The sequence below is a fragment of the Caballeronia catudaia genome, assembly GCF_001544755.2.
In the GTDB taxonomy this organism is placed as follows: Bacteria; Pseudomonadota; Gammaproteobacteria; order Burkholderiales; family Burkholderiaceae; genus Caballeronia; species Caballeronia catudaia.
Window position 1 is genome coordinate 111,293 of the sequence record NZ_FCOF02000010.1, and the last position, 25,482, is coordinate 136,774.

The following is a 25,482-nucleotide window of genomic DNA, read 5'->3' on the forward strand; positions in this document are numbered from 1 at the left end:
GCTAAGTCGTAATCCATATTGCCGTCACGGTTTCGAAAGACAATCGCGGCGCAATCACGATTCCGGCTTGGAAAGAAGGCAGCGGCACAGTCAGCCGAGCGAAGGCAGCGGCACAGTCAGCCGAGCGGTCAACTTCATCGCTGCTTCAAGTCGATACGCAAGCCGGCGCACCCAGGGTGTCCCACGCTCATCATCAAGAAGCGTGGGATGCGGCAGCCGGCTTAAGACCCAACCCTCGCGGAGAATTTCATGGCAGTCACGATGCGTCAAATGCTGGAAGCCGGTGTCCACTTCGGTCACCAAACACGCTTCTGGAACCCCAAGATGGCCCCCTACATCTTTGGTCATCGCAACAAGATTCACATCATCAACCTCGAAAAGACCCTGCCGCTCTACAACGACGCGCTGAAGTACGTGCGCCAGTTGGCAGCGAATCGCGGCACGATTCTTTTCGTCGGCACGAAGCGCCAGTCGCGCGACACGATCGCACAGGAAGCAGCGCGCGCAGGTATGCCGTTCGTCAACGCCCGCTGGCTCGGAGGCATGATGACCAACTTCAAGACGCTGAAAGTTTCGATCAAGCGCCTGAAGGACATGGAAGCGGCGCTGGAATCGGGCGAAACCGAGCGCATGAGCAAGAAGGAAGCGCTTCTGTTCGAACGCGAAATGGTCAAGCTGCAAAAGTCGATCGGCGGCGTGAAGGACATGGGCGGCATTCCGGACGCGATGTTCGTCATCGACGTCGGCTATCACAAGATTGCCGTCACGGAAGCCAAGAAGCTCGGCATTCCGGTCATCGCCGTGGTCGACACGAACCACTCGCCGGAAGGGATCGACTACGTCATCCCGGGTAACGACGACGCATCGAAGGCGGTCGCGCTGTACGCGGAAGGCGTTGCCGACGCGATCCTCGAAGGCCGCGCCAACGCGGTGAACGACGTGGTCCAGGCCGTGCGCAACGGCGAAGGCGACGAGTTCGTCGAGGTCAACGCAGAGGCGTAATCGAGCCTGCGGCCGACAAAAAAGGGGGCTTTGCGAAAGGCCCCTTTTTTTTAGCCGGCGCGATGTTCGCGAATAGTTGAAACCAATTTCTGCCGCGGGCGCTCGAAGCCGCGGCACGTATCAAACAGACTCAAGGAGCGAATGATGGCGGCAATTACCGCAAGCATGGTGGCAGAACTGCGCGCGAAGACCGATGCGCCGATGATGGAATGCAAGAAGGCGCTGACGGAAGCCGACGGCGACATGGCGCGCGCTGAAGAGCTGCTGCGCGTGAAGCTCGGCAACAAGGCGAGCAAGGCGGCATCGCGCGTGACGGCGGAAGGCATTGTCACGGCGCACGTCGAAGGCGGCGTGGGCGCGCTCGTCGAGCTGAACTGCGAAACCGACTTCGTCGCGAAGAACGACGACTTCCTGGCCTTCGGCAAGACGATTGCCGAACTGGTCGCCAAGAACAATCCGGCTGACGTCGCTGCATTGTCGGCGCTGCCTTTGGAAAGCTCGACGGTCGACGCGGTGCGCCTCGCGCTCGTCGGCAAGATCGGCGAAAACCTGTCGATCCGCCGTTTCGTGCGTTTCGAGTCGGCCAACAAGGTCGCGTCGTACCTGCACGGCACGCGCATCGGTGTGCTCGTCGAGTTCACGGGCGCTGACGAGCAAGTCGGCAAGGATGTCGCGATGCACGTCGCCGCGATGAAGCCGGTTTCGCTGTCGTCGGACGAAGTGCCGGCCGACCTGATCGCCAAGGAGCGCAGCATCGCCGAGCAGAAAGCCGCTGAATCGGGCAAGCCGGCTGAGATCGTCGCCAAGATGGTCGACGGCTCGGTCCAGAAGTACCTGAAGGAAGTGTCGCTGCTGAATCAGCCGTTCGTGAAGAACGACAAGCAGACGATCGAGCAGATGCTGAAGGCGGCGAACGCGTCGGTGCAGAAGTTCGCGCTGTTCGTGGTCGGCGAAGGCATCGAAAAGCGTCAGGACGACTTCGCGGCAGAAGTGGCGGCGCAAGTCGCGGCAGCCAAGCAGTCGTAAGGCTCGCCCATGACGCGCGCTGTCGCCAGCGCGGCCGCGCGTCGAGCCGGCAGTACCCGCGGCGGAACGTCCGCCGCAAGAATTCAGCGATCCGGTTCGCACACGAGAGCGGGCGCGGTAGGATAGGGGTAAACCCTGATCCGCCGCGCCCGCCGCCCGATCCGGCGCGCTTGCGGTAAGTAATGTTTCACCCCTACAGTTCTACGTTGTTGCAACCCTCCTCGGCGCGATCGGAACCTTCATATGCCCACAGCCTACAAACGCGTACTCCTCAAACTCTCCGGCGAAGCCCTCATGGGTGACGATGCTTTCGGCATCAATCGCGCAACGATCGAAAGGATGGTGGCGGATATCGCGGAGGTAGTGCGGATCGGAACTCAGCTGGCCGTCGTGATCGGCGGCGGCAACATCTTCCGCGGTGTGGCGGGAGGCGCTGCCGGCATGGACCGGGCGACCGCCGACTACATGGGCATGCTCGCCACGATGATGAACGCGCTCGCGCTCCAGGACGCGATGCGTCACGCGGGCATCGAAGCGCGCGTGCAGTCGGCGCTGCGCATGGATCAGGTGGTTGAGCCGTATATCCGTCCGCGCGCGATCCGTCAGCTTGAAGAGGGCAAGGTCGTGATCTTCGCGGCCGGCACGGGCAACCCGTTCTTCACGACGGATACGGCGGCCGCGCTGCGCGGCTCGGAAGTCGGCGCCGAAGTGGTGTTGAAGGCGACGAAGGTCGATGGCGTATACTCCGCCGACCCGAAGAAAGATCCGAGCGCGACGCGCTACAGCACGATCAGCTTCGACGAGGCGATCGGCCGCAATCTGCAGGTCATGGACGCCACCGCGTTCGCACTGTGCCGAGACCAGAAGCTGCCGATTCGCGTGTTCTCGATCACGAAACCGGGCGCATTGAGGCGTATCGTGCAGGGCGACGACGAAGGGACGCTCGTCCACGTGTAAACTCTCGCGGTATCAGGCGCTGCGCGGCACGTTGACGCCGCGCGGGGGATGCGCCGCGTTTCGCCCGTAAAACCAGGTTTGGAGGTTCAAAATGAGTGTGGCTGACATTAAAAAGGGTGTCGACCAGAAGATGCAGCGGTCGATCGAAGCGTTCAAGGCCGATCTCGCCAAGATTCGCACGGGGCGTGCGCACACGGGCCTGCTCGACCATATCCAGGTCGACTACTACGGCTCGAATGTGCCCATCTCGCAAGTTGCGAACATGACGCTCGTCGATGCGCGCACGATCGGCGTGCAGCCGTGGGAAAAGAAGATGGTGCCGGTCGTCGAAAAGGCGATCCGCGAGTCCGACCTCGGCCTGAACCCGGCGACGCAGGGCGATCTGATCCGCGTGCCGATGCCCGCGCTGACCGAAGAGCGCCGCCGCGAGCTCACGAAGGTCGTGAAGAGCGAAGGCGAGACGGCGAAGGTCGCCGTGCGCAATCTGCGCCGCGACGCGAACGATGCGCTCAAGAAGCTCGTGAAAGACAAGGAAATTTCGGAAGACGACGAGCGCCGCTCGAGCGACGAAGTCCAGAAGCTCACGGACAAGTTCGTCGCTGAAATCGACAAGCTCGTTCAGACGAAAGAAGCCGAAATCATGACGGTGTGAGGCCGTAGAAACGGTTTCGCCAGCCTCGGGCGTTTATCTATCCGGGCTGGCTCTCACTCCTCCAGATTCCAAGATTCACCGGCCATGACCTATACCAGCTCTACCGTTACCGTGCCCGATGTCGCGGCTGTCCCGCGTCACGTCGCGATCATCATGGACGGCAATGGCCGTTGGGCGACGGAACGGCGCTTGCCGCGCGTCGCCGGTCACACGCGCGGCGTCGATGCGGTTCGCGCGACCGTCGAAAGCTGCGCGCGGCGCGGCGTCGAATTCGTCACGCTTTTTGCGTTCAGCTCCGAGAACTGGCGCCGTCCGACCGAAGAAGTTTCGTTCCTGATGCGTCTGTTCGTCACCGCGCTCGAACGCGAAATCGGCAAGCTGCACGCCAACGGCATCCGTCTGCGCGTCGTCGGCGACATTGCCATGTTCGACGACAAGATCCGCGCGCTCATCCAGCGCGCCGAGACCAAGACCGCGCGCAATACTCGCCTCACGCTGACCATCGCCGCCAACTACGGCGGGCGCTGGGACATCATGCAGGCAACGAAGAAGCTCATCGCACAATCGCTCGAAACGGGGGTGCCCGCGCGCGTGGACGACGAGTCGTTCGCCGAGCATCTCGCGATGGCGTACGCGCCGGAGCCCGATCTGTTCATCCGCACGGGCGGCGAGCAGCGCATCAGCAACTTCCTGCTGTGGCAGCTCGCGTACACCGAGTTCTATTTCACCGATACCTACTGGCCCGACTTCGACGCCGACGCGCTCGACCGCGCGATCGCATCGTATGGTGACCGTGAGCGCCGCTTCGGGCGCACGAGCGCGCAGCTCGCTTCCCAATCGCAGAAGGCCGACACCCTTCCATGCTAAGAACCCGTGTCATCACGGCAATCGTCCTGCTCGCGGTACTCGTGCCGATCACGCTGTTCGCGCCGATCGGTGCATTCGGGGCGCTGATCGGTTTCGTCGTCGTGTTCGCGGCATGGGAATGGGGACGGCTCCTCAAGTTGAACGGGGCGGGGCCGGTGGCCTATGCGCTCGTCGCGGGCGTCGCGCTCATCTTCAGCACGTTTCTCGGCATCAAATCCACGCCGCTCTATCAGATGGCGGCGATCTTCTGGGTGCTCGCCGGTCCCTACGCACTGCTGCGCAAGCCGACGCTGGCCGCGCACACGTGGCGCGCGTTTCTGCTTTTCGCGGGTATCGTGGTGTTTCTGGCCTGCTGGCACGCGGTCGTCGATGCGCGCACGCGTGGCGTAGCATTCGTGCTATCGCTTCTGCTAGTAGTCTGGCTGGCTGATATAGGCGCATACTTCGCCGGAAAAGCGCTCGGCCGCCACAAACTCGCTCCGTCGATCAGCCCGGGCAAGACTTGGGAAGGCGCCATCGGCGGGTGGCTGGCGGTCATCGTCATCGGCGCGGTCGCCGCCAGCACCGCGTTTTATGCGCCCACCGTATTCACGGCCTTCGTCGAACATCTCGGCTGGGATCGCTCGTTTGTCGCGGTTTCCGTGCTGGTCGCGTTCAGCGTGGTCGGCGATCTGTTCGAATCGTTGCTGAAGCGCCAGGCGGGCGTCAAGGATTCGAGCGGCCTCCTGCCGGGTCACGGCGGCGTCCTCGACCGCATCGACGCCTTGTTGCCCGTACTGCCGATCGCATTGCTGATGCTTGGCTAATCGGCTAGAGAAGAATTCATGCAAACACGTCTCACATTGCTCGGCTCCACGGGCTCGATCGGCGACAGCACGCTCGACGTCGTGGCCCGGCACCCGGACCGCTTCTCGGTCTACGCGCTGAGCGCGCACCGCAACGGCGACAAGCTCGTCGCCCAGTGCCTGCGATTTCAGCCGGAAGTGGCCGTCGTCGGCGACGCCGATACGGCCGCGCGCGTCGCTCAGGCCTTGTGCGCCCAAGGCTGCAAGACCGAAGTGACGCACGGCACCGACGCGCTCGTCGAGGTCGCCCGCGCGTCGCAGTGCGATACGGTCGTCGCGGCCATCGTCGGAGCGGCGGGCCTCGCACCGACGCTCGCCGCCGCACGTGCTGGCAAGCGCATCCTGCTCGCGAACAAGGAAGCGCTGGTCATGTCCGGCCAGATCTTCATGGACGCGGTGCGCGACAACGGCGCCATTCTGCTGCCGGTCGACAGCGAGCACAACGCCGTGTTCCAGTGCCTGCCGCCTTGCGCGGACAAGGAGGCGAAGCTGCACGGCGGCGTTTCGAAGATCATTCTTACGGCATCGGGCGGCCCGTTCCGCACGCGTGAGCCGGCCACGCTCGTGAACGTCACGCCCGAGGAGGCCGTGAAGCATCCGAACTGGGCGATGGGCCGCAAGATCTCCGTCGATTCCGCGACGATGATGAACAAGGGCCTCGAAGTGATCGAGGCGCACTGGCTCTTCGATCTGCCCGGCTCGCGCATCGAGGTGTTGATCCATCCGCAGAGCGTGATCCACTCGATGGTCTCTTACGCCGACGGATCGGTGCTCGCGCAGCTCGGCAATCCCGACATGCGCACGCCGATCGCGCACGCGCTGGCGTATCCTGATCGTGTGGACTCGGGCGTGGCGCCGCTGGATCTTGCGCAAATCGCGACCCTCACGTTCGAAAAGCCCGATTTCGCGCGCTTTCCGTGTCTCGCGCTCGCCATCCAGGCGCTGGAAGCCGGCGGCATCGCGAGCGCCGCGCTGAATGCGGCCAACGAAATCGCCGTGGAAGCGTTCCTGGAGCGCCGCATCGGCTTCATGGCAATTGGCGGCGTGGTGGAGCGCGTGCTGAACGCCTTGCCGAACACGAGCGCCGCCACGCTTTCCGACGTCCTCGCCGCCGATGCGAACGCGCGCCGTCTCGCATCCCGTTTCGTCGCAGAGCTCACCGCGAGCGCGCCGGGCGCCGAACCCATCGCCCATTGAGGCCGTCATGAACTTTCTGACCGAAATCGTCGCCTTCGTCGTCGCGATAGGCGTGCTCGTCGTCGTCCACGAATTCGGTCACTACAGCGTCGCGCGAATGTGCGGCGTGAAAGTGCTGCGCTTTTCGGTGGGCTTCGGCAAGCCGCTCGCGCGATGGGTCAGCAAGAAGACCGGCGTCGAGTGGACGGTCGCCGCGCTGCCGCTCGGCGGCTACGTGAAGATGCTCGACGAGCGCGAGATCGATCCCGACAGCGGCGCCAAAATTCCCGCCGAAGATTTGCCGCGCGCGTTCAACCGCCAGAGCGTGGGCAAGCGGATCGCGATCGTCGCGGCAGGGCCCGTCGCCAACTTCCTGCTGGCGATCGCGCTCTTTTCCGCTGTCTTCGCGGGCGGCGTGACCGAGCCCGCGGCGATCGTCTCGCAACCCGCGCCCGAGACGGCGGCGGCGCGCGCGGGCTTCGAAGGCGGCGAAACGATTCTTTCGATGCGCGACGCGCAAGGCGGCGAGACGCATCCGATCCGCTCCTGGTCCGATCTGCGCTGGAAGCTGCTCGACGCGTCGTTCGATCACCGTCGCATCGTGCTGACCGCGAAGACGCACGAGGGCACTTACGACTTCCCGGTGAGCGTCGCCGGCATAACGGATGCCGACGCCGATCAGGATTTCATGGACAAGCTCGGCTTCGCCCCCGGCGGCGGCACGCTGACCGTGGCGGGCGTCGAGGCGGGCAGCGCCGCGCAGAAGAGCGGGCTCAAGGCGGGCGACACGCTCCGCGCGATCGACGGCCGTTCCGTCGACAACGCGGCGAGCTTCATCGACTATGTGAAGGCACATGGCGCGAAGCCCGTGACGCTCGTGATCGAGCGCAACGGCAAGCGCGAACCGGTGCAGATCGTGCCGGACCTGAAGCGCGATGCGTCGACGGGCAAGGACATCGGCCGGATCGGCGCGGCGCTGGCGAACCAGTTGCCCACCGTGGACGTGCGCTACGGGCCGCTCGAGAGCCTGCGTCTCGGCGTGAACCGCACGTGGGACATCAGCGTGTATTCGCTGCGCATGTTCGGGCGGATGATCGTCGGCGAGGCGTCGCTCAAGAATCTGTCGGGGCCGGTCACGATCGCCGACTACGCGGGCAAGAGCGCCAGGCTCGGTTTGGCGGCCTTCGTTTCGTTTCTTGCACTCGTCAGCATCAGCCTCGGAGTGTTGAACTTGTTACCGATTCCGGTATTGGACGGTGGGCATCTGTTATATTATTTGGTTGAGGCTGTTACCGGCAAGGCAGTATCCGATCGCTGGCAGCTGGTTCTGCAAAGGGCAGGCCTGGTCTGCATCGTCGCGTTGTCGATGATCGCACTGTTCAACGACCTCGCTCGTCTGATTCGTTTCTGATCCACTTTGACAATTTCTGGCGGCGTCTATGGGCGACCGCCGGAACGAATGCAGCTTTAAATACTGGGGAAGCACGTTGTTCAAACCTCATCGCTTTGTTCCTAAGACGGCTGTGGCCGCGGCGCTCGCCGCAACGGGCATGGCGGCGCATGCCACCACGCCGTTCGTCGTGCAGGATATTCGGATCGACGGTCTTCAACGCATCGAACCGGGCTCCGTGTTCGCTTATCTGCCGATCAAGCAAGGCGACACCTTCACCGACGACAAGGCCTCCGAAGCGATTCGCGCGCTGTATGCGACGGGCTTCTTCAACGACGTTCAGATCGCCACCGAAGGCAATGTGGTGATCGTGCAGGTGCAGGAGCGCCCGGCGATCTCGGCCATCGATTTCGCGGGCCTGCACGAGTTCGACAAGGACAATCTCACGAAGGCGCTGCGCTCGGTGGGTCTGTCGCAAGGACGCTCGTACGACAAGTCGCTCGTCGACAAGGCGGAGCAGGAGCTCAAGCGCCAATACCTCACGCGCGGCTATTACGCGGCCGAAGTCACGACCACCGTGACGCCGGTGGACCGCAACCGCGTCGCGATCCTGTTCTCGGTCGCCGAGGGCCCGAGCGCGAAGATCCGCCAGATCAACTTCGTCGGCAACAAGGCGTTCAGCTCGAGCACGCTGCTGGGCGAAATGCAGCTCTCCACGCCGAACTGGTTCTCGTGGTACACGAAGAGCGATCTCTACGCGAAGGAAAAGCTCACGGGCGACCTCGAGAACGTGCGCTCGTACTACCTGAACCGCGGCTACCTCGAGTTCAGCATCGATTCCACGCAGGTGTCGATCTCGCCGGACAAGAAGGACATGTATCTGACGATCGCCGTGCATGAAGGCGAGCCGTACAAGATCAGCAGCGTCCAGTTGTCGGGCAACCTGCTCGACCGCGAAGCCGAGCTCAAAAAGCTCATCAAGATCAAGCCGGGCGAGCGCTTCTCGGCAGAGAAGCTGCAGGCGACGACCAAGGCGATCGTCGACAAGCTCGGCGAATACGGCTACGCATTCGCGCAGGTGAACGCGCAGCCGCAGATCGACCAGGCGAATCACACCGTGGCGCTCACGCTGCAAGTGGACCCGAGCCGCCGCGTGTACGTGCGGCGTGTGAACATCGTCGGCAACACGCGCACGCGCGACGAAGTGGTGCGCCGTGAAATGCGTCAGCTCGAAAGCTCGTGGTTCGACTCGAGCCGCCTCGGGCTGTCGAAGGATCGTATCAACCGTCTCGGCTATTTCACCGACGTGGACGTCACGACGGTTCCCGTCGAAGGCACGAACGACCAGGTCGACGTCGACGTGAAGGTCGCGGAAAAGCCGACCGGCGCGATCACGCTGGGCGCGGGCTTCTCGTCGACGGACAAGGTGGTGCTGTCCGCGGGCGTGTCGCAGGACAACGTGTTCGGCTCGGGCACGAGTCTCGCGGTCAACGTGAATACCGCGAAGACGTACCGCACGCTGACCGTGACGCAGGTCGATCCGTACTTCACGATCGACGGCATTAAGCGCATCACCGACGCGTACTACCGCACGTATCAGCCGCTGTACTACTCGACCGATTCGAGCTTCAAGATCATCACGCTGGGTGCGGACACGAAGTTCGGCATCCCGTTCTCCGAACAGGACACGGTGTTCTTCGGCGTCGGCGCCGAGCAGAACACGATGGACCTCGACTCGGCGACGCCGCAGTCGTATCAGAACTACGTGAACGAGTTCGGCCGCGTGGTGAACAACTATCCGCTGACGGCGGGCTGGTCGCGCGACAATCGCGACAGCGCGCTGGTTCCGAGCCGCGGCTACTACATCCAGTCGAACGCGGAATACGGCACGCCGATCGGCAACACGACCTACGTGAAGTTCGACGCGCAGTTCCAGTATTACTACTCGTTCGCGCGCGGCTTCGTGCTCGGCTTCAACCTGCAGGGCGGCTACGGCAAGGGTCTGCAAGGCCAGACGTACCCGATCTTCAAGAACTACTACGCGGGCGGTATCGGTTCGGTGCGCGGTTACTCGCCGAGCTCGCTGGGTCCGCGCGACTCGAAGACGAACGACCCGATCGGCGGCTCGCGCATGGCGGTCGGCAATATCGAACTGACGTTCCCGCTGCCGGGCACGGGTTATGACCGCACGCTGCGCGTCTTCACCTTCCTCGATGCCGGTAACGTCTGGGGCGATCCAAACCAGGGCGGCACGAGCGGCGGCGCAAACGGCCTGCGCTATGGCTACGGTGTCGGTCTCGCGTGGATCTCGCCGATCGGCCCGCTCAAGCTGAGCCTTGGCTTCCCGCTGCAAAAGCACGATGGCGACCAGTATCAGAAGTTCCAGTTCCAGATCGGTACGGCCTTCTAAGCGGCCTGCCTTCGAACGCGAACTTCATTCAATCAGACGTAACGTGAGGAACACTTTGGGAACCGGTAAGCATTCGAAACATATGGCGCTGGCGCTTGCGTTGTCGATGGTTCTCGGCTTGGGCACGGCGATGTCCGCCAGTGCTCAGGAAGCGCGCATCGCGGCGGTCAATTCGGACCGCATCCTGCGCGAATCGGCGGCCGCGAAAGCTGCGCAGTCGAAGCTCGAGCAGGAATTTTCCAAGCGCGACAAGGCGCTGCAGGATATGGCGCAGCGCCTGAAGTCGATGTCGGACAACATCGACAAGAGCGGTGCCTCGATCGCGCCGGCCGACCGTGCGGCGCGTCAGCGCGATCTCGCCCAGCTCGACGCGGACTTTCAGCGCAAGCAGCGCGAGTTCCGCGAAGATCTGAACCAGCGCCGCAACGAAGAACTCTCGGCGGTGCTGGACCGGGCGAACAAGGTGATCAAGCAGATCGCCGAGCAGCAGCACTACGACCTGATCGTGCAGGAAGCGGTGTACGTGAGTCCGCGCATCGACATCACGGATCAGGTGCTGAAGGCGCTGGCCGCGAGTTCGGCCGGCACGGGCTCAAGCTCGAACTGACGAGGACTGAGAGCAAATGGCATCAGGCATGGCGATCACGCTCGACCAACTGGTGAAGCGCTTCGGCGGCGAGGTGGTCGGCGACCGCGCGCACGCAGTCGGGAGCCTCGCGCCGCTCGACAAGGCCGGTCCCGCGCAGCTCGCGTTTCTCGCGAATCAGAAATATCTGCCGCAGGTCGAGACGACGGGCGCCGGCGCGGTGCTGATTTCCCCCGCGGACCTCGAGAAGGTGACGAATCGCACGGGCATCAATTTCATCGTCACGCCGAATCCCTACGCTTATTTCGCGCGCGTTGCGCAGGCGTTCATCGACCTCGCAACGCCCAAGGCCCGGCCGGGCGTGCACCCGAGCGCGAGCATCGATCCTGACGCGAAGGTCGCGGCGAGCGCCGTGATCGGGCCGCATGTGACGGTCGAAGCCGGCGTGGTCATCGGCGAGCGCGTGCGGGTGGATGCCGGCGTGGCCGTCGGCCGCGGCGTTCAGCTCGGCGACGACGTCCATCTATATCCCAACGTCACCATTTATCACGGCTGCAAGCTCGGCGCGCGCGTGATCGTGCACGCGGGCGCGGTGATCGGCGCGGACGGCTTCGGCTTCGCGCCGGATTTCGTCGGCGAGGGCGAGGCGCGCACTGGAAGCTGGGTCAAGATTCCGCAGGTCGGCGCAGTGGACATCGCCGACGACGTGGAAATTGGCGCGAATACGACGATCGACCGCGGCGCGATGGCGGACACGGTCATCGAGGAATGCGTAAAGATCGACAACCTCGTGCAGATCGGCCATAACTGCCGCATCGGCGCCTATACGGTCGTCGCGGGCTGCGCGGGCATCGCGGGCAGCACGAATATCGGCAAGCATTGCATGATCGGCGGCGCGGTGGGCATCGCGGGCCACGTGACGCTCGCGGATTACGTGATCGTCACGGCGAAATCGGGCGTATCCAAATCGCTGCTGAAGCCCGGCCTGTACACCAGCGCGTTTCCGGCTGTGCCGCACGCGGAATGGAACAAGAGCGCGGCGATCATGCGCAATCTGGACAAGATGCGTGAGCGCATCAAGGCGCTCGAAACGGCGTTGACGGACGCAGCCAAGCGTGATGATCGAAGCGGCGCCTAAGCACTCGGCCCGCTAAGAGGAAGCGCCGAAGCAGAATCAGGAGCGGGCCGGTTCGAGCCGCCCAAGAGACGCAGCAATCCCGGGCGGGCCTCGACGACGGCCCGCCATCCAATTTCCGCGCCCAGATGCGCGTGAGCAGAACGACCATGAGCACAGAAAAAATCAATCTCGACATCCACAAGATCCTCACGCTGCTGCCGCATCGCTATCCGATCCTGCTCGTGGACCGCGTGCTCGAACTCGAGCCGCACAAGAGCATCAAAGCGATCAAGAACGTGACGATCAACGAGCCGTATTTCCAGGGTCACTTCCCGACGCGTCCGGTGATGCCGGGTGTGCTGATTCTCGAAGCGCTCGCGCAGACTGCCGCGCTTCTGACTTTCGCGGAAGAGCCGCACGACCCGGCGAAGACGCTTTATTACTTCGTCGGCATCGACGGCGCGCGCTTCAAGCGCGTGGTGGAACCGGGCGATCAACTGGTGCTCAACGTCCACTTCGAGCGGTACATGCGGGGCATCTGGAAGTTTAAGGCGCGCGCCGAAGTGGATGGCGCCACCGCCGCCGAAGCCGTGCTCATGTGTACCGTGAAGGACACGGACGCTTAAGCGCGATTGCGTTCACCCCGCGTTCACCGTAACAAGCAGCACGAACCGCATAAGGCGACAAGCGCATGAGCAAGATTCACCCCACCGCGATCATCGAGCCGGGCGCGCAGCTCCACGACACCGTCGAAATCGGACCGTACGCGATCGTCGGTTCGCACGTCGTGATCGGCGCGGGCACGACTGTCGGCTCGCATAGCGTGATCGAAGGCCATACGACGATCGGCCGCGAGAATCGCATCGGCCATTACGCGTCGATCGGTGGCCGTCCGCAGGACATGAAGTACAAGGGCGAGCCCACGCGCCTCGAAATCGGTGACCGCAACACCATCCGCGAATTCACGACACTGCATACGGGCACGGCCCAGGATCAGGGTCTGACTTCCATCGGCAGCGACTGCTGGATCATGGCGTACGTGCATGTCGGCCATGACTGCCGGCTCGGCGACAACGTCATCATGTCGAGCAATGCGCAACTGGCGGGGCATGTGATCGTCGGCGATCACGCGATTGTCGGCGGCATGTCGGGTGTGCATCAGTTCGTTCGCATCGGCGCGCATTCGATGCTCGGCGGCGCGTCGGCGCTCGTGCAGGACGTACCGCCCTTCGTCATCGCGGCGGGCAACAAGGCCGAGCCGCACGGCATCAACGTGGAAGGCTTGCGCCGCCGCGGTTTCACGCCCGACGCCATTTCGGCGCTGCGATCGGCGTACCGCATCGTCTATAAGAGCGGCCTGTCGCTCGAAGACGCGAAAGTGCAGTTGAAGGAACTGAGCACGGCAGGCGGCGAGGGCGATGAGCCTGTCAAGGCATTCTCCGATTTCATCGCGGCGTCGCAGCGCGGCATCATCCGCTAACTACGCTGCCCGATGACTCTGATCCAACACCCGCCACGCATCGCGATGGTCGCGGGCGAGCCTTCTGGCGACCTGCTCGCGGCTTCGCTGCTCAAGGGCCTGAGGCAAACGCTGCCGGAAGGCACGCGCTATAGCGGCATCGGCGGCCCGCGCATGACGGCTGAAGGCTTCGAAGCGCACTGGCCGATGGACAAGCTGACCGTGCGCGGCTATGTCGAAGCGTTAAAGCATATCCCCGAGATTCTCGGCATTCGCAGCGAGATCAAGCGCCAGTTGCTCGCGGAGCCGCCTTCGGTGTTCATCGGCGTGGACGCGCCCGATTTCAACTTCGGTCTCGAACAGCCGCTGCGCGAGGCCGGCATTCCGACCGTGCATTTCGTGTGCCCGTCGATCTGGGCGTGGCGCGGCGGACGCATCAAGAAGATCGCGAAAGCGGTCGATCACATGCTGTGCGTGTTTCCGTTCGAAACCGCGCTGCTCGAGAAGGCGGGCGTGGCGGCGAGCTATGTGGGCCATCCGCTCGCCGACGAAATCCCGCTCGAACCCGACACGGCCGGCGCGCGCCGCGAGCTCGGCATCGCGGAAGGCGGTCCGGTGATCGCAGTGCTGCCGGGCAGCCGCCGTTCGGAAATCTCGCTGATCGGCCCGACCTTTTTCGACGCAATGGAGCTGATGCAGCTTCGCGAGCCTGATCTGCGCTTTCTGATGCCGGCCGCGAATCCGGCGTTGCGCGAATTGCTGCAGCCGCTCGTGGACGCGCACCCGCATCTGTCGCTGACGATCACCGACGGCCGCGCGCAAACCGCGATGACCGCCGCCGATGCGATCCTCGTGAAAAGCGGCACCGTGACGCTCGAAGCCGCGCTGCTCAAGAAGCCGATGGTCATCTCGTACAAGGTGCCCTGGCTCACGGGTGAGATCATGAAGCGGCAGGGTTATCTGCCGTATGTCGGCTTGCCGAACATTCTGGCGGGGCGGTTCGTCGTCCCGGAAATCCTCCAGCACTTCGCGACGCCCGAAGCGCTTGCCGACGCGACGCTAAAACAGTTGAACGACCACGCCAACCGCCGTACCCTGACGGAAATCTTCACCGACATGCACATCGCGCTGCGTCAGAACACGTCGCAGAAGGCGGCTCAAGCCGTGGCGCGGGTGCTCGACATGCGGAGGCCGGGATAATGGCGACGAAGCAGGCAAAATCGTCAGCCCAGGTCGGGCTCGATTTCAGTTCGCCGTTCGACATCATCTGCGGCGTCGATGAAGCCGGGCGCGGTCCGCTGGCGGGCCCGGTCGTCGCCGCGGCCGTGATCTTCGATCCCGCCAAGCCCAGGATCAACGGCCTCGACGATTCCAAGGCGCTTTCCGCCAAAAAGCGAGAAGAGCTATACGTGAAGATCGTCGATCGCGCGCTCGCGTATTGCATCGCGTCGGCGAGCGTCGAGGAAATCGACACCATCAACATTCTGCATGCGTCCATGCTTGCGATGAAGCGCGCGGTGGAAGGACTCTCGATCGCGCCGACGCTCGTGAAGGTCGATGGCAACCGATGCCCGATGCTGTCGATCCGCGCCGAAGCGGTGATCGGCGGCGACGCGCTCATCAAACAGATCTCGGCGGCGTCGATCCTCGCGAAAGTCACGCGCGACCGCATGCTGGTCGAGTTGCACGAAACCTATCCGATGTACGGCTTCGACGCGCATTCCGGTTACGGCACGCCTCAACATCTGCAGGCGCTGCGCGAGCACGGTCCGTGCGAGCATCATCGGCGTTCGTTCGCGCCGGTGCGCGAGGCGCATGCGCGCGTGTTCGGCTCCGTGCTGCCGGAAATCGCGCCGGAAGTGCTCGAAGTCGCGTCGACGCTCGAGGACGATCCAGACGCGCTCGCCTTCTGAGCGGCGCTCAAGCAACGTGAAATCCATCACTTCGCGGGACAACCCGCTCTACAAGCGCATCAAGGCGCTGGCCGGCTCGACCGCGCAACAGCGGCGCAGCGGCCATGCGCTGCTCGAAGGTCTGCATCTCGCATCGGCCTACCTGGATGCTGCCGGACAGCCCGAAACCTGTCTCGTCACCGAAGGCGCGCTGACGCATGAAGAAGCGCGCGCGATCGTTGCGCGCATCGAGGAGAAGCGCGTCGTCGTGCTGCCGGATACGCTCTTCGGGCAGCTTTCGAGCGTCGTGCACGGCGTGGGCATGCTGCTGCTCGTCGAGAAGCTCGACGCCGAACTCCCCGCGCGCGTCGCCGAAACCTGCGTGATCCTCGACGGTATTCAGGACGCCGGCAACGTCGGTTCGATTCTGCGCAGCGCGGCTGCGGCGGGTGTTGCGCGCGTGTTCTGCGCGCCGGGGACGGCTTACGCGTGGTCGTCGAAGGTGCTGCGCTCGGGCATGGGCGCGCACTTCCTGCTCGATATTTTCGAGGACGTGGAACCCGCGGACCTCATCGCGCGGCTGGACACGCCCGTCACGATCACCGATTCGCACGGCGCGGTCGCGCTGTACGACTGCGATCTGTCGGGACCGCTTGCATGGGTGTTCGGCAATGAAGGCGCGGGCGTGTCGCAGATCTGGCGGGATGCGGTGACGCATCGCGTGACCATTCCGCAGCCGGGCGGCATGGAATCGCTCAATGTGGCGGCCGCGGCGGCGATCTGTCTTTTCGAGCAGTGCCGCCAGCAGCGTTGAGTTGAACCGTCAATAGTAGGAAGAGCGATCCGGCTTCACTTCCTGCAGGATCGTCGTGGCGATTTCTTCGATCGACTTGTGCGTCGACGACAGCCACTTGATGCCCTCGCGCTTCATCATCATTTCCGCTTCGTTGATCTCGTAGCGGCAGTTCTCCAGCGCGGCATACTTGCTGCCGGGACGGCGCTCGTTGCGGATTTCCGCGAGCCGCTGCGGATCGATCGACAGACCGAACATCTTCGACCGATGCTCCAGCAAAGGCGTAGGCAGCTTGCCGCGCTCGAAGTCCTCGGGAATCAGCGGATAGTTCGCCGCCTTCACACCGTATTGCATCGCCAGATAGAGGCTCGTCGGCGTCTTGCCGCTGCGCGACACGCCGACCAGAATCACGTCGGCGTCGGCGAGATTGCGATTCGACTGACCGTCGTCGTGCGCGAGCGAGAAGTTGATCGCCTCGATTCGGTTCTTATATTCCTCGGTGTCCGCGTTCTGGTGGACCCGGCCCATCGCGTGCGTCGACTTTAGTTCCAGTTCGTGCTCGAGCGGCTCGATGAAAGTCTGGAACATGTCGAGCACGAGCGCATTGCAGCCCTTGACGACTTCATTCGACGCGCTGTCGACGAGCGTCGTGAATACGATCGGCCGGCGCCCGTCGAGCGCGACGGCCTCGTTGATCTTCTCGACGGTGGCGCAGGCCTTGTCGATCGAATCGACGAAAGGCACGTGCACGAGCCGGAACTTTTGATCGAACTGGGCAAGGATCGAATGCGCGAAGGTTTCGGCAGTGATTCCTGTACCGTCGGAAACGATGAATACGGAAGGCGGCATCGGCGAAAAATCAAATGGGGGAACGAATTGGGGGCGGGCGCGCTCAGAAGGTAACACGCTGATACCAAGCTGGCCATGCCCCGGCACGGCGGAAGCACGGCGGCGGAAAACGCCTGTGTTACATTGGTTGCCCTGCGGTGTGCGCCGGCCAACCATGCGGCGTGTAAGACCTCGATTTTGCCGTCGAATAACTGTCTCTGCCGAAGCAAAACTGACAATCGGCACGGTAGAATAGCGGCAACCTGTTCGATAAGCAATTGCGGACAAACTGATTCGGATTTTCGTCAAATCGCGGTCGTTTCGTCGGTTTTGGCAGCAGAAACCCACGTTTTCGAGCAGATTTCCGACGTTCCCGCTTCTTTTGCAACGCGCCCGGCTCCGGTGGCGCGGTCCCGATGGTTTATCAAACAGGTTGTGCGAGATGCGGTTGCGCTTCCAATGAGCGCCGCCGCAATTAAGCCCACTCGTGCGATCGTGCATTCCATCCACCTTAGGGGCTTGTATGACTAACGCAGTCAATGTTGCGAAAGATGTCGCAAAGGATCAGGCGTATGTAGTTCCATTCGAGCAGTTGCGAATGACCGACGTCGAAGTCGTCGGTGGCAAGAATGCGTCGCTCGGCGAGATGATCAGCCAGCTTTCCGAAGCCGGCGTCAGTGTGCCGACGGGCTTTGCCACGACCGCGCTCGCATTCCGCGACTTTCTCCAGCACAACGACCTGACCGGCCGCATCGCCAAACGTCTCGAGACGCTCGACGTTGACGACGTGAAATCGCTCGCCGAAGCCGGCAAGGAAATCCGCCAGTGGATCGTCGACGCGCCGCTGCAGCCGCGTCTCGAAGATGAAATCCGCCGTGAGTTCGAAGTGCTCCAGGCGAGCTCGCCCGAAGAGCTTTCGTTCGCCGTGCGTTCGTCGGCGACCGCCGAAGACTTGCCCGACGCATCGTTCGCGGGCCAGCAGGAAAGCTATCTGAACGTGGTCGGCATCGAGGACGTCCTCGATCGCATGAAGCACGTGTTCGCGTCGCTCTACAACGACCGCGCCATTTCCTACCGCGTCCACAAGGGCTTCACGCATGCCGAAGTCGCGTTGTCGGCGGGCGTGCAACGCATGGTGCGCTCGGACGTGGGCGCGGCGGGTGTCATGTTCACCATCGACACCGAATCGGGCTTCAAGGAAACCGTTTTCATCACGTCGAGCTACGGGCTCGGCGAAACCGTCGTGCAGGGCGCGGTGAATCCCGACGAGTTCCACGTCTTCAAGCAGACGCTCGAACAGGGCAAATACCCGATCATCCGCCGCTCGATCGGCTCGAAGCTCATCAAGATGGAATTCACGAAGCCGGGCGAGCCGGGCCGCGTGAAGACCGTCGACGTGGCGCACGAGCAGCGCAACCGCTTCTCGATCACCGACGAAGACGTGATCCAGCTCGCGAAGTACGCGGTCATCATCGAGAAGCACTATCAGCGTCCGATGGACATCGAGTGGGGCAAGGACGGCCGCGACGGCAAGATCTTCATCCTCCAGGCGCGTCCGGAAACGGTGAAGAGCCAGGCGTCCGGCAAGGCCGAGATGCGCTTCAAGCTGAAGGGCCAGTCGAACGTGCTGGCGACCGGCCGCGCGATCGGCCAGAAGATCGGCGCGGGCCCCGTGCGCGTGATTCAGGATCCGTCGGAAATGGAACGCGTGCAGCCGGGCGACGTGCTCGTCGCCGACATGACCGACCCGAACTGGGAACCGGTGATGAAGCGCGCGTCCGCCATCGTGACGAATCGCGGCGGGCGCACGTGCCACGCGGCGATCATCGCGCGTGAACTGGGCGTGCCGGCGGTCGTCGGCTGCGGCGACGCAACGGACGTGCTGAAGGAAGGCGCGCTCGTCACGGTGTCGTGCGCGGAAGGCGACGAAGGCAAGATCTATGACGGTTTGCTCGAAACCGAAGTGACCGAAGTGCAGCGCGGCGAATTGCCGAAGATTCCGGTCAAGATCATGATGAACGTCGGCAATCCGCAACTCGCGTTCGACTTCGCGCAGTTGCCGAACGCGGGGGTGGGTCTGGCTCGCCTCGAGTTCATCATCAACAACAACATCGGCGTGCATCCGAAGGCGATTCTGGAGTACCCGAACGTCGACCCCGATCTCAAAAAGGCGGTCGAAAGCGTCGCGCGCGGTCACGCATCGCCGCGTGCGTTCTATGTCGACAAGCTGACCGAAGGCATCGCCACGATCGCGGCGGCGTTCTATCCGAAGCCTGTCATCGTGCGCTTGTCGGACTTCAAGTCGAACGAGTACAAGAAGCTGATCGGCGGTTCGCGCTACGAGCCGGACGAAGAGAACCCGATGCTCGGTTTCCGCGGGGCGTCGCGCTATATCGCAGAAGACTTCGCCGAAGCGTTCCATATGGAATGCATCGCGCTGAAGAAGGTTCGCGAAGAAATGGGCCTCGACAACGTCCAGATCATGGTGCCGTTCGTGCGCACGCTGAAGCAGGCCGATCGCGTCGTCGAACTGCTCGGCAAGTTCGGGCTCAAGCGCGGCGTCAACGATCTCAAGCTCGTGATGATGTGCGAAGTGCCGTCCAACGCGATCCTCGCCGAGCAGTTCCTGGAACGTTTCGACGGCTTCTCGATCGGCTCGAACGACTTGACGCAGCTCACGCTGGGTCTCGATCGCGATTCGGGCATGGAATTGCTCGCGGCGGACTTCGACGAACGCGACGAAGCGGTGCAGTTCATGTTGAAGCGCGCGATCGAAACGTGTCTGCGGCTGAACAAGTACGTCGGTATCTGCGGTCAGGGCCCGTCGGATCATCCGGACCTCGCCGAGTGGCTGGCGAAGCAGGGCATCGAGTCGATGTCGCTGAACCCGGACACGATCATCGAGACGTGGCAGCAACTGGCGAAGACGTTGTCAAAATAAGTTGATCGCGCGTCTTTCCACTTGCTTACGGATTGATGCAGCGTGCTATAAAAACACCCCGGACTTCTCCGGGGTGTTTTCGTTTGGAGGCGAGGATGAGTGGGCTGATCTGGTGGATCGCGGCGGGCGGGTTGATCGTCGCGGAGCTGTTCACCGGCACGTTTTATTTGCTCATGATCGCGCTCGGCATGGTCGCGGGCGGCATCGCGTTCGTGATGGGCGCGTGGGCGCATGTGCAGATCGGCGCGGCGGCTGTCGTCGCGTTGATTGCCCTCGTGGTGCTGAGGCGTTCGCGCTTCGGCAACTCGAAGCGGCGCGGCGACGCCTCGCGCGATGCGGCTGTGAATCTCGACATCGGCGCGACTTTGCAGGTCGATCAATGGCGCGATGGCCGCGCAAGGGCGATGTATCGCGGCGCGCAGTGGGACGTCGAACTCGCGCCGGGGGAGTCGGAAGGTGCGAGGCTGTATCGCATTACCGCGCTCGAAGGCAATCGGCTGATCGTTGCCGCCGAACGTTAGTCAAGCTAGCCAAATAAGGAAAGAACAATGTATTTCACGCTCATTCTGCTCGTGATCGCCATCGTGATCGTGGCGAATACGGTCAAGATCGTGCCGCAGCAGCACGCGTGGGTGCTCGAGCGGCTCGGCCGCTATCACGCGACACTCGCGCCGGGTCTGAACATCGTGCTGCCGTTCATCGATCGCATCGCGTACAAGCACATCCTCAAAGAAATTCCGCTCGAAGTCCCGAGCCAGGTGTGCATCACACGCGATAACACGCAGTTGCAGGTCGACGGCGTCCTGTACTTTCAGGTGACGGATGCGATGAAGGCGTCGTATGGATCGAGCAACTTCGTATTCGCGATCACCCAGTTGTCGCAGACCACGCTGCGTTCCGTCATCGGCAAGCTGGAGCTCGACAAGACTTTCGAGGAGCGCGATTTCATCAACCAGAGCATCGTCAATGCGCTCGATGAAGCGGCGTCGAACTGGGGCGTGAAAGTGCTGCGTTACGAGATCAAGGACCTCACGCCGCCCAAGGAAATCCTGCATGCCATGCAGCAGCAAATTACCGCCGAGCGTGAAAAGCGTGCCCTGATCGCGGCGTCGGAAGGTCGCAAGCAGGAGCAGATCAATCTCGCGGCGGGCGCGCGCGAGGCCGCGATTCAGAAGTCCGAGGGCGAGCGTCAGGCGGCGATCAATCAGGCGCAGGGCGAGGCATCGGCGATTCTCGCGGTAGCGGAGGCGAACGCGCAGGCCATTCAGAAAATCGGCACGGCGATTCAGACTGCGGGCGGCATGGAAGCGGTGAACCTGAAGATCGCAGAGCAGTATGTCGGTGCGTTCGGCAATATCGCGAAGACCGGCAACACGCTCATCGTGCCGGGCAATCTGTCGGACATGAGTTCGATGATCGCGTCCGCGTTGACCATCGTGAGGGGCGAGGGCGGCGGGGTCGTCAAAAAGGCATAACGCAATCGGGGCGCTCATGAGCGCCCCGATTCGCTTATCGCTTGTATATCGCCTGTTTATCGCTATCGCGATGCTGTGCGCATGAGGCGCCCGCGTTCGCGTTCCCAGTCGCGCTTCTTCTCGGTCTCGCGCTTGTCGTGCAGCTTCTTGCCCTTCGCGAGGCCGATCTCGCATTTCACGCGGCCGTCCTTGTAGTGGAAGTTGAGCGGCACGAGCGTGTGCCCGCGCTGTTCGACCTTGCCGATGAGCTTGTCGATCTGGTCGCGATGCAACAGCAGCTTGCGCGTGCGCACCGGATCCAGATTGGCGAATTTCGAGGCTTCGGGCAGCGGGCTGATATGCGTGCCGATCAGAAACAGCTCGCCGTGCTTGATCACGACGTAGCCTTCCTTGATCTGCCCACGGCCCGCGCGCAGCGCCTTGACTTCCCAGCCCTCGAGCACGAGACCGGCCTCGTAGCGCTCTTCGACGAAGTAATCGAAGAAGGCTTTTCTGTTGTCGATGATGCTCATGAATGGAAAGTGCCCAACTCGTTTAAAATCACGATTTTAGCAGCGCGCCGACCGGCAAACGAACTACCGCCGCGTTCTCTTGCGCATTGCCGCCCAATCTAGCCACCCGCTGCGCCCTATATGGCAGACGTTCAGAAAACCGTATTGATCCGCCATTCAGCGGAAGAAATGTTCGACCTCGTCACCGATGTCGCCGACTACCCCAATTTCCTGCCGTGGTGCGGCGGCGTCGAAATCGGCCGCCAGGACGAGAACGGCATGGAGGCGAAGATCGACATCAGCTTTAAGGGTATCAAGCAGCATTTCGCCACGCGCAACACTCAGAAGCGGCCGACCAACATCGATATGGAGTTCCTGAGCGGCCCTTTCAAGAAGTTCACCGGCTACTGGCACTTTACGCCGCTGCGAGCGGACGCGTGCAAGATCGAATTCGCGCTGCACTACGAATTCTCGAACGTGATTCTGGAAAAGCTCATCGGGCCGGTGTTCAGCCATATCGCCAATACGTTCGTCGACTCCTTCGTGAAGCGCGCGGATCAGCGCTACGGCAAGCCATGATGCATATCGACGTTTGCTACGGACTGCCCGGCGGTGCGAGCTTTCTTGCGCGCGTCGATTTGCGCGAAGGCGCGACCGTGCGCGATGCGATCGAAGCGAGCGGCGTGCTGCGTGCGCACCGGGACATCGATCTGACGACGCAGAAAATCGGCGTGTTCGGCAAGGTGACGCCGCTCGACGCGGCGCTTGCGGACTTCGATCGCGTGGAGATCTACCGTCCGCTGAAGGTGGACCCGAAGACGGCGCGCCAGCGCCGCGTCGAAAAAACGCGCAAGGCGGGGTCGATCGAAGGGCGCAAATGGCATTCGAAGGACTCGCGCTGAGCGGATTCAGTGCGCGGGCGCTTCCTTCGCGACCGCTGGTGCTGCGCCCACCGTATGCGCTCTGACCGACCAGCTCACGCCGGCGAGCAGCAGCACGATCGCAAGCACTTCGGGCGTGCGGGGCCAGCGGCCATCGTAGACGAAGGCGTACAACAGGGCGAAAAGCGTTTCGAACGCGATCATCTGGCCTGCCAGCGTGAGCGGCAGGCGCTTCGCCGCCGCATTCCACAGCATGTTGCCGAGCCACGAACCGCCGGTCGCGAGCGCGAAACACACGATCCAGAAGAGATGCCAGCGCGCGGCCGGCACGCTCGCCTGCACCGTTCCCGCTGGCAGCATCCAGATGATCGCGCCGAGCACGACGCCGATGAGCCCCGTCACGATGCCCCACAGCACCGACCACTCGTTGCCGTCGAAATGGCGGTTCGCCTGCAGATAACGCGCGTTGACGACCGCGTACCACGTCCACGACGCGAGCGCCCCGAGCGCGCAGGCGAGACCGGCGAGGCGCGTGAGCGCGCTCGTCGCATGCTCGTTGCCTGCGGAGGACGAGAGCACGTCGCTGAACACGTCGACATTGATGCACGCGATGCCCGCCAGGATCAGCAGCAGGGGGCCGAGGAGGCGCTTGAGGTCGACCGCGCCGTGATCGCGCCGCCCGGCGAGCGTGACCGTCACGGGCAAAATGCCGACGATCAGCGACGAAGGCGCGACGCCCACCAGTTGCACCGCGCTGGCGAGCAGCATGTAGTAGAGCAGGTTGCCGACGAGCGCGAGCTTCACGAGCGCGATGAAATCGGCGCGCGTGAGCTTGGCGATCAGCTTTCGTGCGAACGGCAGCGCGACCGCGAGCGAGACGGCGCCGTACATCAGATAGCGCCCGATCGACAGCGTCAGCGGCGAAAAATCCGGCAAAAGCCGTGGCGCGAGAAAGATGAAACCCCAGATCGCACCCGCCGTCATTCCGTAGATCACACCGCGCTGCATTGCCCGACTCCCTGCCGTTATTTCGATTGACGGCGAAGCGTAGCACGCGTCCCCGGCCGTCCGTCTTGTCGAAAACTGCACAACCCGAGCCGCCGGATGGGTGGCGGATTAATTGCCATCGGCGGCCCGGAATGTGCGACGGAAACGCGTAAGCTGCTGTTCGGGCAGTGAAAATGCAGGGAACTATCGGTATAATCTGCTTTTGCGCCCATAGGATTTGCCATGCGTCTGATCCAGAAAGCACTCACGTTCGATGACGTGCTCCTCGTGCCCGCGTTTTCCAGCGTTCTCCCGCGCGACACCAGCCTGAAATCTCAGCTGACTCGCAATATCTCCCTGAACATGCCTCTCGTGTCCGCCGCCATGGACACGGTCACCGAAGGCCGGCTCGCTATCGCGATGGCGCAGATGGGCGGCATCGGCATCGTCCACAAGAATCTCACCGCCAAGGAACAGGCCCGCGAAGTCGCCAAAGTGAAGCGCTTCGAGTCGGGCGTCGTGCGTGACCCGATCACCGTGCCGCCGCAAATGCGCGTGCGCGACGTCATCGCGCTCACGCAGCAGCATGGCATCTCGGGCTTTCCGGTGGTCGAAGGCGCGCAACTGATCGGCATCGTCACGAACCGCGACCTGCGTTTCGAAGAACGCATGGACGAGCCGGTGCGCAACATCATGACGCCGCGCGAGCGCCTCGTGACGGTCAAGGAAGGCACGTCGCTGGCTGAGGCGAAGGCGCTGATGCACGGCCATCGTCTGGAACGCGTGCTGGTCGTCAACGACGCGTTCGAGTTGCGCGGCCTCATGACGGTGAAGGACATCACCAAGCAGACCGAAAATCCGGACGCCTGCAAGGACGAAGACGGCAAGCTGCGTGTGGGCGCGGCGGTGGGCGTCGGTGCGGACAATGAAGAGCGCGTCGAGCTGCTCGCGGCGGCGGGCGTCGACGTGATCGTCGTCGATACGGCGCACGGTCATAGCCAGGGCGTGCTCGAGCGCGTGCGCTGGGTGAAGCAGAACTATCCGCACGTGCAGGTCATCGGCGGCAACATCGCGACGGCGGCGGCGGCGAAGGCGCTCGTCGAATGCGGCGCGGATGCGGTGAAGGTCGGCATCGGCCCCGGCTCCATCTGCACGACGCGTATCGTCGCGGGCGTGGGCGTGCCGCAGATCACGGCCATCGCCAACGTGTCCGAAGCGCTGCGCGGCAGCGGCGTGCCGGTCGTCGCGGATGGCGGCGTGCGCTTCTCCGGCGACGTCTCCAAGGCGCTCGCCGCGGGCGCGAATGTCGTGATGATGGGCAGCATGCTCGCAGGCACGGAAGAATCGCCGGGCGACGTGTTCCTGTATCAGGGCCGCCAGTACAAGTCGTACCGCGGCATGGGCTCGGTCGGTGCGATGAAGGACGGCGCCGCGGACCGCTACTTCCAGGACAACTCGGCGAACATCGACAAGCTCGTGCCGGAAGGCATCGAAGGCCGTGTGGCCTACAAGGGTTCGGTGAACGCGATCCTGTTCCAGATCGTCGGCGGCGTGCGCGCGAGCATGGGCTATTGCGGTTGCCGCACCATCGCCGAAATGCACGAGAAGGCGGAATTCGTGCAGATCACGGCGGCCGGCATGCGCGAATCGCATGTGCACGACGTGCAGATCACGAAAGAAGCGCCCAACTACCACGTCGATTAATTA

At 63.2% G+C, this 25,482-nt stretch carries 26 protein-coding genes; 22 read left to right on the forward strand and 4 right to left on the reverse strand.

What is annotated here, in order from left to right; all coding sequences use genetic code 11:
* Positions 1-90: 90 nt before the first annotated feature.
* A complete protein-coding gene (locus AWB75_RS38110; protein WP_200822979.1) occupies positions 91-300 on the reverse strand; it encodes a hypothetical protein in 210 nt (69 codons plus the stop codon).
* On the opposite strand from AWB75_RS38110, the gene rpsB reads away from it, so the two are divergent.
* The 16 genes from rpsB (at position 250) to AWB75_RS13805 (ending at position 16,193) form a co-directional block, all read left to right on the forward strand.
* The gene (gene rpsB / locus AWB75_RS13730) at positions 250-1,002 is read left to right on the forward strand and encodes a 30S ribosomal protein S2 (RefSeq protein WP_061124623.1); all 753 of its coding nucleotides are present in this window, start codon (positions 250-252) and stop codon (positions 1,000-1,002) included. The genes AWB75_RS38110 and rpsB overlap by 51 nt on opposite strands.
* A gap of 144 nt (positions 1,003-1,146) precedes the next feature.
* Positions 1,147-2,028 carry a translation elongation factor Ts gene (tsf, locus tag AWB75_RS13735; RefSeq protein WP_061124727.1) on the forward strand — a complete coding sequence of 294 codons (882 nt, stop codon included), beginning with the start codon at positions 1,147-1,149 and terminating at the stop codon, positions 2,026-2,028.
* A 243-nt stretch (positions 2,029-2,271) separates the two neighbouring features.
* Complete coding sequence (pyrH, locus tag AWB75_RS13740; RefSeq protein ID WP_014191127.1) at positions 2,272-2,985, forward strand: UMP kinase; 714 nt, start codon at positions 2,272-2,274, stop codon at positions 2,983-2,985.
* 91 nt (positions 2,986-3,076) lie between these two features.
* Positions 3,077-3,637 (forward strand): ribosome recycling factor, encoded by a 561-nt coding sequence (gene frr / locus AWB75_RS13745; protein ID WP_014191128.1) that lies wholly within the window; start codon positions 3,077-3,079, stop codon positions 3,635-3,637.
* A gap of 84 nt (positions 3,638-3,721) precedes the next feature.
* Positions 3,722-4,504 (forward strand): polyprenyl diphosphate synthase, encoded by a 783-nt coding sequence (gene uppS, locus AWB75_RS13750; RefSeq protein WP_061124624.1) that lies wholly within the window; start codon positions 3,722-3,724, stop codon positions 4,502-4,504.
* Positions 4,498-5,310, forward strand: a complete 813-nt coding sequence (locus tag AWB75_RS13755) for a phosphatidate cytidylyltransferase (protein ID WP_061124625.1) — start codon at positions 4,498-4,500, stop codon at positions 5,308-5,310. Before uppS ends, AWB75_RS13755 begins: the two co-directional genes overlap by 7 nt.
* Before the next feature lie 18 nt (positions 5,311-5,328).
* Positions 5,329-6,546 (forward strand): 1-deoxy-D-xylulose-5-phosphate reductoisomerase, encoded by a 1,218-nt coding sequence (locus AWB75_RS13760; RefSeq protein ID WP_061124626.1) that lies wholly within the window; start codon positions 5,329-5,331, stop codon positions 6,544-6,546.
* 7 nt (positions 6,547-6,553) lie between these two features.
* The gene (gene rseP / locus AWB75_RS13765) at positions 6,554-7,936 is read left to right on the forward strand and encodes an RIP metalloprotease RseP (protein ID WP_061124627.1); all 1,383 of its coding nucleotides are present in this window, start codon (positions 6,554-6,556) and stop codon (positions 7,934-7,936) included.
* A 76-nt stretch (positions 7,937-8,012) separates the two neighbouring features.
* The gene (bamA, locus tag AWB75_RS13770; protein ID WP_061124728.1) at positions 8,013-10,325 is read left to right on the forward strand and encodes an outer membrane protein assembly factor BamA; all 2,313 of its coding nucleotides are present in this window, start codon (positions 8,013-8,015) and stop codon (positions 10,323-10,325) included.
* 82 nt (positions 10,326-10,407) lie between these two features.
* Positions 10,408-10,932: an OmpH family outer membrane protein gene (locus AWB75_RS13775; RefSeq protein ID WP_061124628.1), complete on the forward strand. Its 525-nt coding sequence runs from the start codon at positions 10,408-10,410 to the stop codon at positions 10,930-10,932.
* 28 nt (positions 10,933-10,960) lie between these two features.
* Positions 10,961-12,049 carry a UDP-3-O-(3-hydroxymyristoyl)glucosamine N-acyltransferase gene (gene lpxD, locus AWB75_RS13780; RefSeq protein ID WP_061124629.1) on the forward strand — a complete coding sequence of 363 codons (1,089 nt, stop codon included), beginning with the start codon at positions 10,961-10,963 and terminating at the stop codon, positions 12,047-12,049.
* A gap of 146 nt (positions 12,050-12,195) precedes the next feature.
* Complete coding sequence (fabZ, locus tag AWB75_RS13785; RefSeq protein WP_061124729.1) at positions 12,196-12,654, forward strand: 3-hydroxyacyl-ACP dehydratase FabZ; 459 nt, start codon at positions 12,196-12,198, stop codon at positions 12,652-12,654.
* Between the two features lie 65 nt (positions 12,655-12,719).
* A complete protein-coding gene (lpxA, locus tag AWB75_RS13790; protein ID WP_061124630.1) occupies positions 12,720-13,508 on the forward strand; it encodes an acyl-ACP--UDP-N-acetylglucosamine O-acyltransferase in 789 nt (262 codons plus the stop codon).
* A gap of 12 nt (positions 13,509-13,520) precedes the next feature.
* Positions 13,521-14,687, forward strand: a complete 1,167-nt coding sequence (gene lpxB, locus AWB75_RS13795; RefSeq protein ID WP_061124631.1) for a lipid-A-disaccharide synthase — start codon at positions 13,521-13,523, stop codon at positions 14,685-14,687.
* A complete protein-coding gene (rnhB, locus tag AWB75_RS13800; protein WP_061124632.1) occupies positions 14,687-15,400 on the forward strand; it encodes a ribonuclease HII in 714 nt (237 codons plus the stop codon). Before lpxB ends, rnhB begins: the two co-directional genes overlap by 1 nt.
* A 16-nt stretch (positions 15,401-15,416) precedes the next feature.
* Positions 15,417-16,193 (forward strand): TrmH family RNA methyltransferase, encoded by a 777-nt coding sequence (locus tag AWB75_RS13805; RefSeq protein ID WP_061124633.1) that lies wholly within the window; start codon positions 15,417-15,419, stop codon positions 16,191-16,193.
* A 9-nt stretch (positions 16,194-16,202) separates the two neighbouring features.
* Here the strand turns inward: AWB75_RS13805 and ppsR are convergent, their stop codons facing one another.
* Positions 16,203-17,021: a posphoenolpyruvate synthetase regulatory kinase/phosphorylase PpsR gene (gene ppsR / locus AWB75_RS13810; protein ID WP_061124634.1), complete on the reverse strand. Its 819-nt coding sequence runs from the start codon at positions 17,019-17,021 to the stop codon at positions 16,203-16,205.
* A 502-nt stretch (positions 17,022-17,523) separates the two neighbouring features.
* Here ppsR and ppsA point away from each other — a divergent pair.
* From ppsA to AWB75_RS13825, 3 genes are all read left to right on the forward strand, one after another.
* Positions 17,524-19,941: a phosphoenolpyruvate synthase gene (ppsA, locus tag AWB75_RS13815; RefSeq protein WP_061124635.1), complete on the forward strand. Its 2,418-nt coding sequence runs from the start codon at positions 17,524-17,526 to the stop codon at positions 19,939-19,941.
* A 95-nt stretch (positions 19,942-20,036) separates the two neighbouring features.
* Positions 20,037-20,462: an NfeD family protein gene (locus tag AWB75_RS13820; protein WP_061124636.1), complete on the forward strand. Its 426-nt coding sequence runs from the start codon at positions 20,037-20,039 to the stop codon at positions 20,460-20,462.
* Between the two features lie 27 nt (positions 20,463-20,489).
* Complete coding sequence (locus AWB75_RS13825; RefSeq protein WP_061124637.1) at positions 20,490-21,416, forward strand: SPFH domain-containing protein; 927 nt, start codon at positions 20,490-20,492, stop codon at positions 21,414-21,416.
* A 62-nt stretch (positions 21,417-21,478) separates the two neighbouring features.
* Here AWB75_RS13825 and smpB read toward each other — a convergent pair whose 3' ends face one another.
* Entirely contained in the window at positions 21,479-21,928 is a 450-nt protein-coding gene (gene smpB, locus AWB75_RS13830; RefSeq protein ID WP_061124638.1) for an SsrA-binding protein SmpB, read from the reverse strand.
* Positions 21,929-22,048: 120 nt separating this feature from the next.
* Here smpB and AWB75_RS13835 point away from each other — a divergent pair, with 120 nt between their 5' ends.
* Positions 22,049-22,486: a type II toxin-antitoxin system RatA family toxin gene (locus AWB75_RS13835; RefSeq protein ID WP_014191146.1), complete on the forward strand. Its 438-nt coding sequence runs from the start codon at positions 22,049-22,051 to the stop codon at positions 22,484-22,486.
* Positions 22,483-22,809, forward strand: coding sequence for an RnfH family protein (locus AWB75_RS13840; RefSeq protein WP_061124639.1), 327 nt, complete (start codon positions 22,483-22,485; stop codon positions 22,807-22,809). The genes AWB75_RS13835 and AWB75_RS13840 overlap by 4 nt, the downstream gene beginning before the upstream one ends.
* 6 nt (positions 22,810-22,815) lie before the next feature.
* Here AWB75_RS13840 and AWB75_RS13845 read toward each other — a convergent pair whose 3' ends face one another.
* Positions 22,816-23,796, reverse strand: coding sequence for a DMT family transporter (locus AWB75_RS13845; protein ID WP_061124640.1), 981 nt, complete (start codon positions 23,794-23,796; stop codon positions 22,816-22,818).
* A gap of 222 nt (positions 23,797-24,018) precedes the next feature.
* Here AWB75_RS13845 and guaB point away from each other — a divergent pair, with 222 nt between their 5' ends.
* Entirely contained in the window at positions 24,019-25,479 is a 1,461-nt protein-coding gene (gene guaB / locus AWB75_RS13850) for an IMP dehydrogenase (protein ID WP_061124641.1), read from the forward strand.
* The last annotated feature ends 3 nt before the right edge of the window (positions 25,480-25,482 follow it).

Excerpts from the sequence above, each read along its gene's own strand:
- rpsB (WP_061124623.1), top strand. The coding sequence starts at position 250 with ATGGCAGTCACGATGCGTCAAATGCTGGAAGCCGGTGTCCACTTCGGT.
- lpxD (WP_061124629.1), top strand. The coding sequence starts at position 10,961 with ATGGCGATCACGCTCGACCAACTGGTGAAGCGCTTCGGCGGCGAGGTG.
- rseP (WP_061124627.1), top strand. The coding sequence starts at position 6,554 with ATGAACTTTCTGACCGAAATCGTCGCCTTCGTCGTCGCGATAGGCGTG.
- pyrH (WP_014191127.1), top strand. The coding sequence starts at position 2,272 with ATGCCCACAGCCTACAAACGCGTACTCCTCAAACTCTCCGGCGAAGCC.
- ppsR (WP_061124634.1), bottom strand. The coding sequence starts at position 17,021 with ATGCCGCCTTCCGTATTCATCGTTTCCGACGGTACAGGAATCACTGCC.
- AWB75_RS13820 (WP_061124636.1), top strand. The coding sequence starts at position 20,037 with ATGAGTGGGCTGATCTGGTGGATCGCGGCGGGCGGGTTGATCGTCGCG.
- AWB75_RS13840 (WP_061124639.1), top strand. The coding sequence starts at position 22,483 with ATGATGCATATCGACGTTTGCTACGGACTGCCCGGCGGTGCGAGCTTT.
- AWB75_RS13845 (WP_061124640.1), bottom strand. The coding sequence starts at position 23,796 with ATGCAGCGCGGTGTGATCTACGGAATGACGGCGGGTGCGATCTGGGGT.
- tsf (WP_061124727.1), top strand. The coding sequence starts at position 1,147 with ATGGCGGCAATTACCGCAAGCATGGTGGCAGAACTGCGCGCGAAGACC.
- smpB (WP_061124638.1), bottom strand. The coding sequence starts at position 21,928 with ATGAGCATCATCGACAACAGAAAAGCCTTCTTCGATTACTTCGTCGAA.
- frr (WP_014191128.1), top strand. The coding sequence starts at position 3,077 with ATGAGTGTGGCTGACATTAAAAAGGGTGTCGACCAGAAGATGCAGCGG.
- AWB75_RS13755 (WP_061124625.1), top strand. The coding sequence starts at position 4,498 with ATGCTAAGAACCCGTGTCATCACGGCAATCGTCCTGCTCGCGGTACTC.
- AWB75_RS13835 (WP_014191146.1), top strand. The coding sequence starts at position 22,049 with ATGGCAGACGTTCAGAAAACCGTATTGATCCGCCATTCAGCGGAAGAA.
- fabZ (WP_061124729.1), top strand. The coding sequence starts at position 12,196 with ATGAGCACAGAAAAAATCAATCTCGACATCCACAAGATCCTCACGCTG.
- ppsA (WP_061124635.1), top strand. The coding sequence starts at position 17,524 with ATGACTAACGCAGTCAATGTTGCGAAAGATGTCGCAAAGGATCAGGCG.
- AWB75_RS13760 (WP_061124626.1), top strand. The coding sequence starts at position 5,329 with ATGCAAACACGTCTCACATTGCTCGGCTCCACGGGCTCGATCGGCGAC.
- rnhB (WP_061124632.1), top strand. The coding sequence starts at position 14,687 with ATGGCGACGAAGCAGGCAAAATCGTCAGCCCAGGTCGGGCTCGATTTC.
- guaB (WP_061124641.1), top strand. The coding sequence starts at position 24,019 with ATGCGTCTGATCCAGAAAGCACTCACGTTCGATGACGTGCTCCTCGTG.
- AWB75_RS13775 (WP_061124628.1), top strand. The coding sequence starts at position 10,408 with ATGGCGCTGGCGCTTGCGTTGTCGATGGTTCTCGGCTTGGGCACGGCG.
- uppS (WP_061124624.1), top strand. The coding sequence starts at position 3,722 with ATGACCTATACCAGCTCTACCGTTACCGTGCCCGATGTCGCGGCTGTC.
- lpxB (WP_061124631.1), top strand. The coding sequence starts at position 13,521 with ATGACTCTGATCCAACACCCGCCACGCATCGCGATGGTCGCGGGCGAG.
- lpxA (WP_061124630.1), top strand. The coding sequence starts at position 12,720 with ATGAGCAAGATTCACCCCACCGCGATCATCGAGCCGGGCGCGCAGCTC.
- AWB75_RS13825 (WP_061124637.1), top strand. The coding sequence starts at position 20,490 with ATGTATTTCACGCTCATTCTGCTCGTGATCGCCATCGTGATCGTGGCG.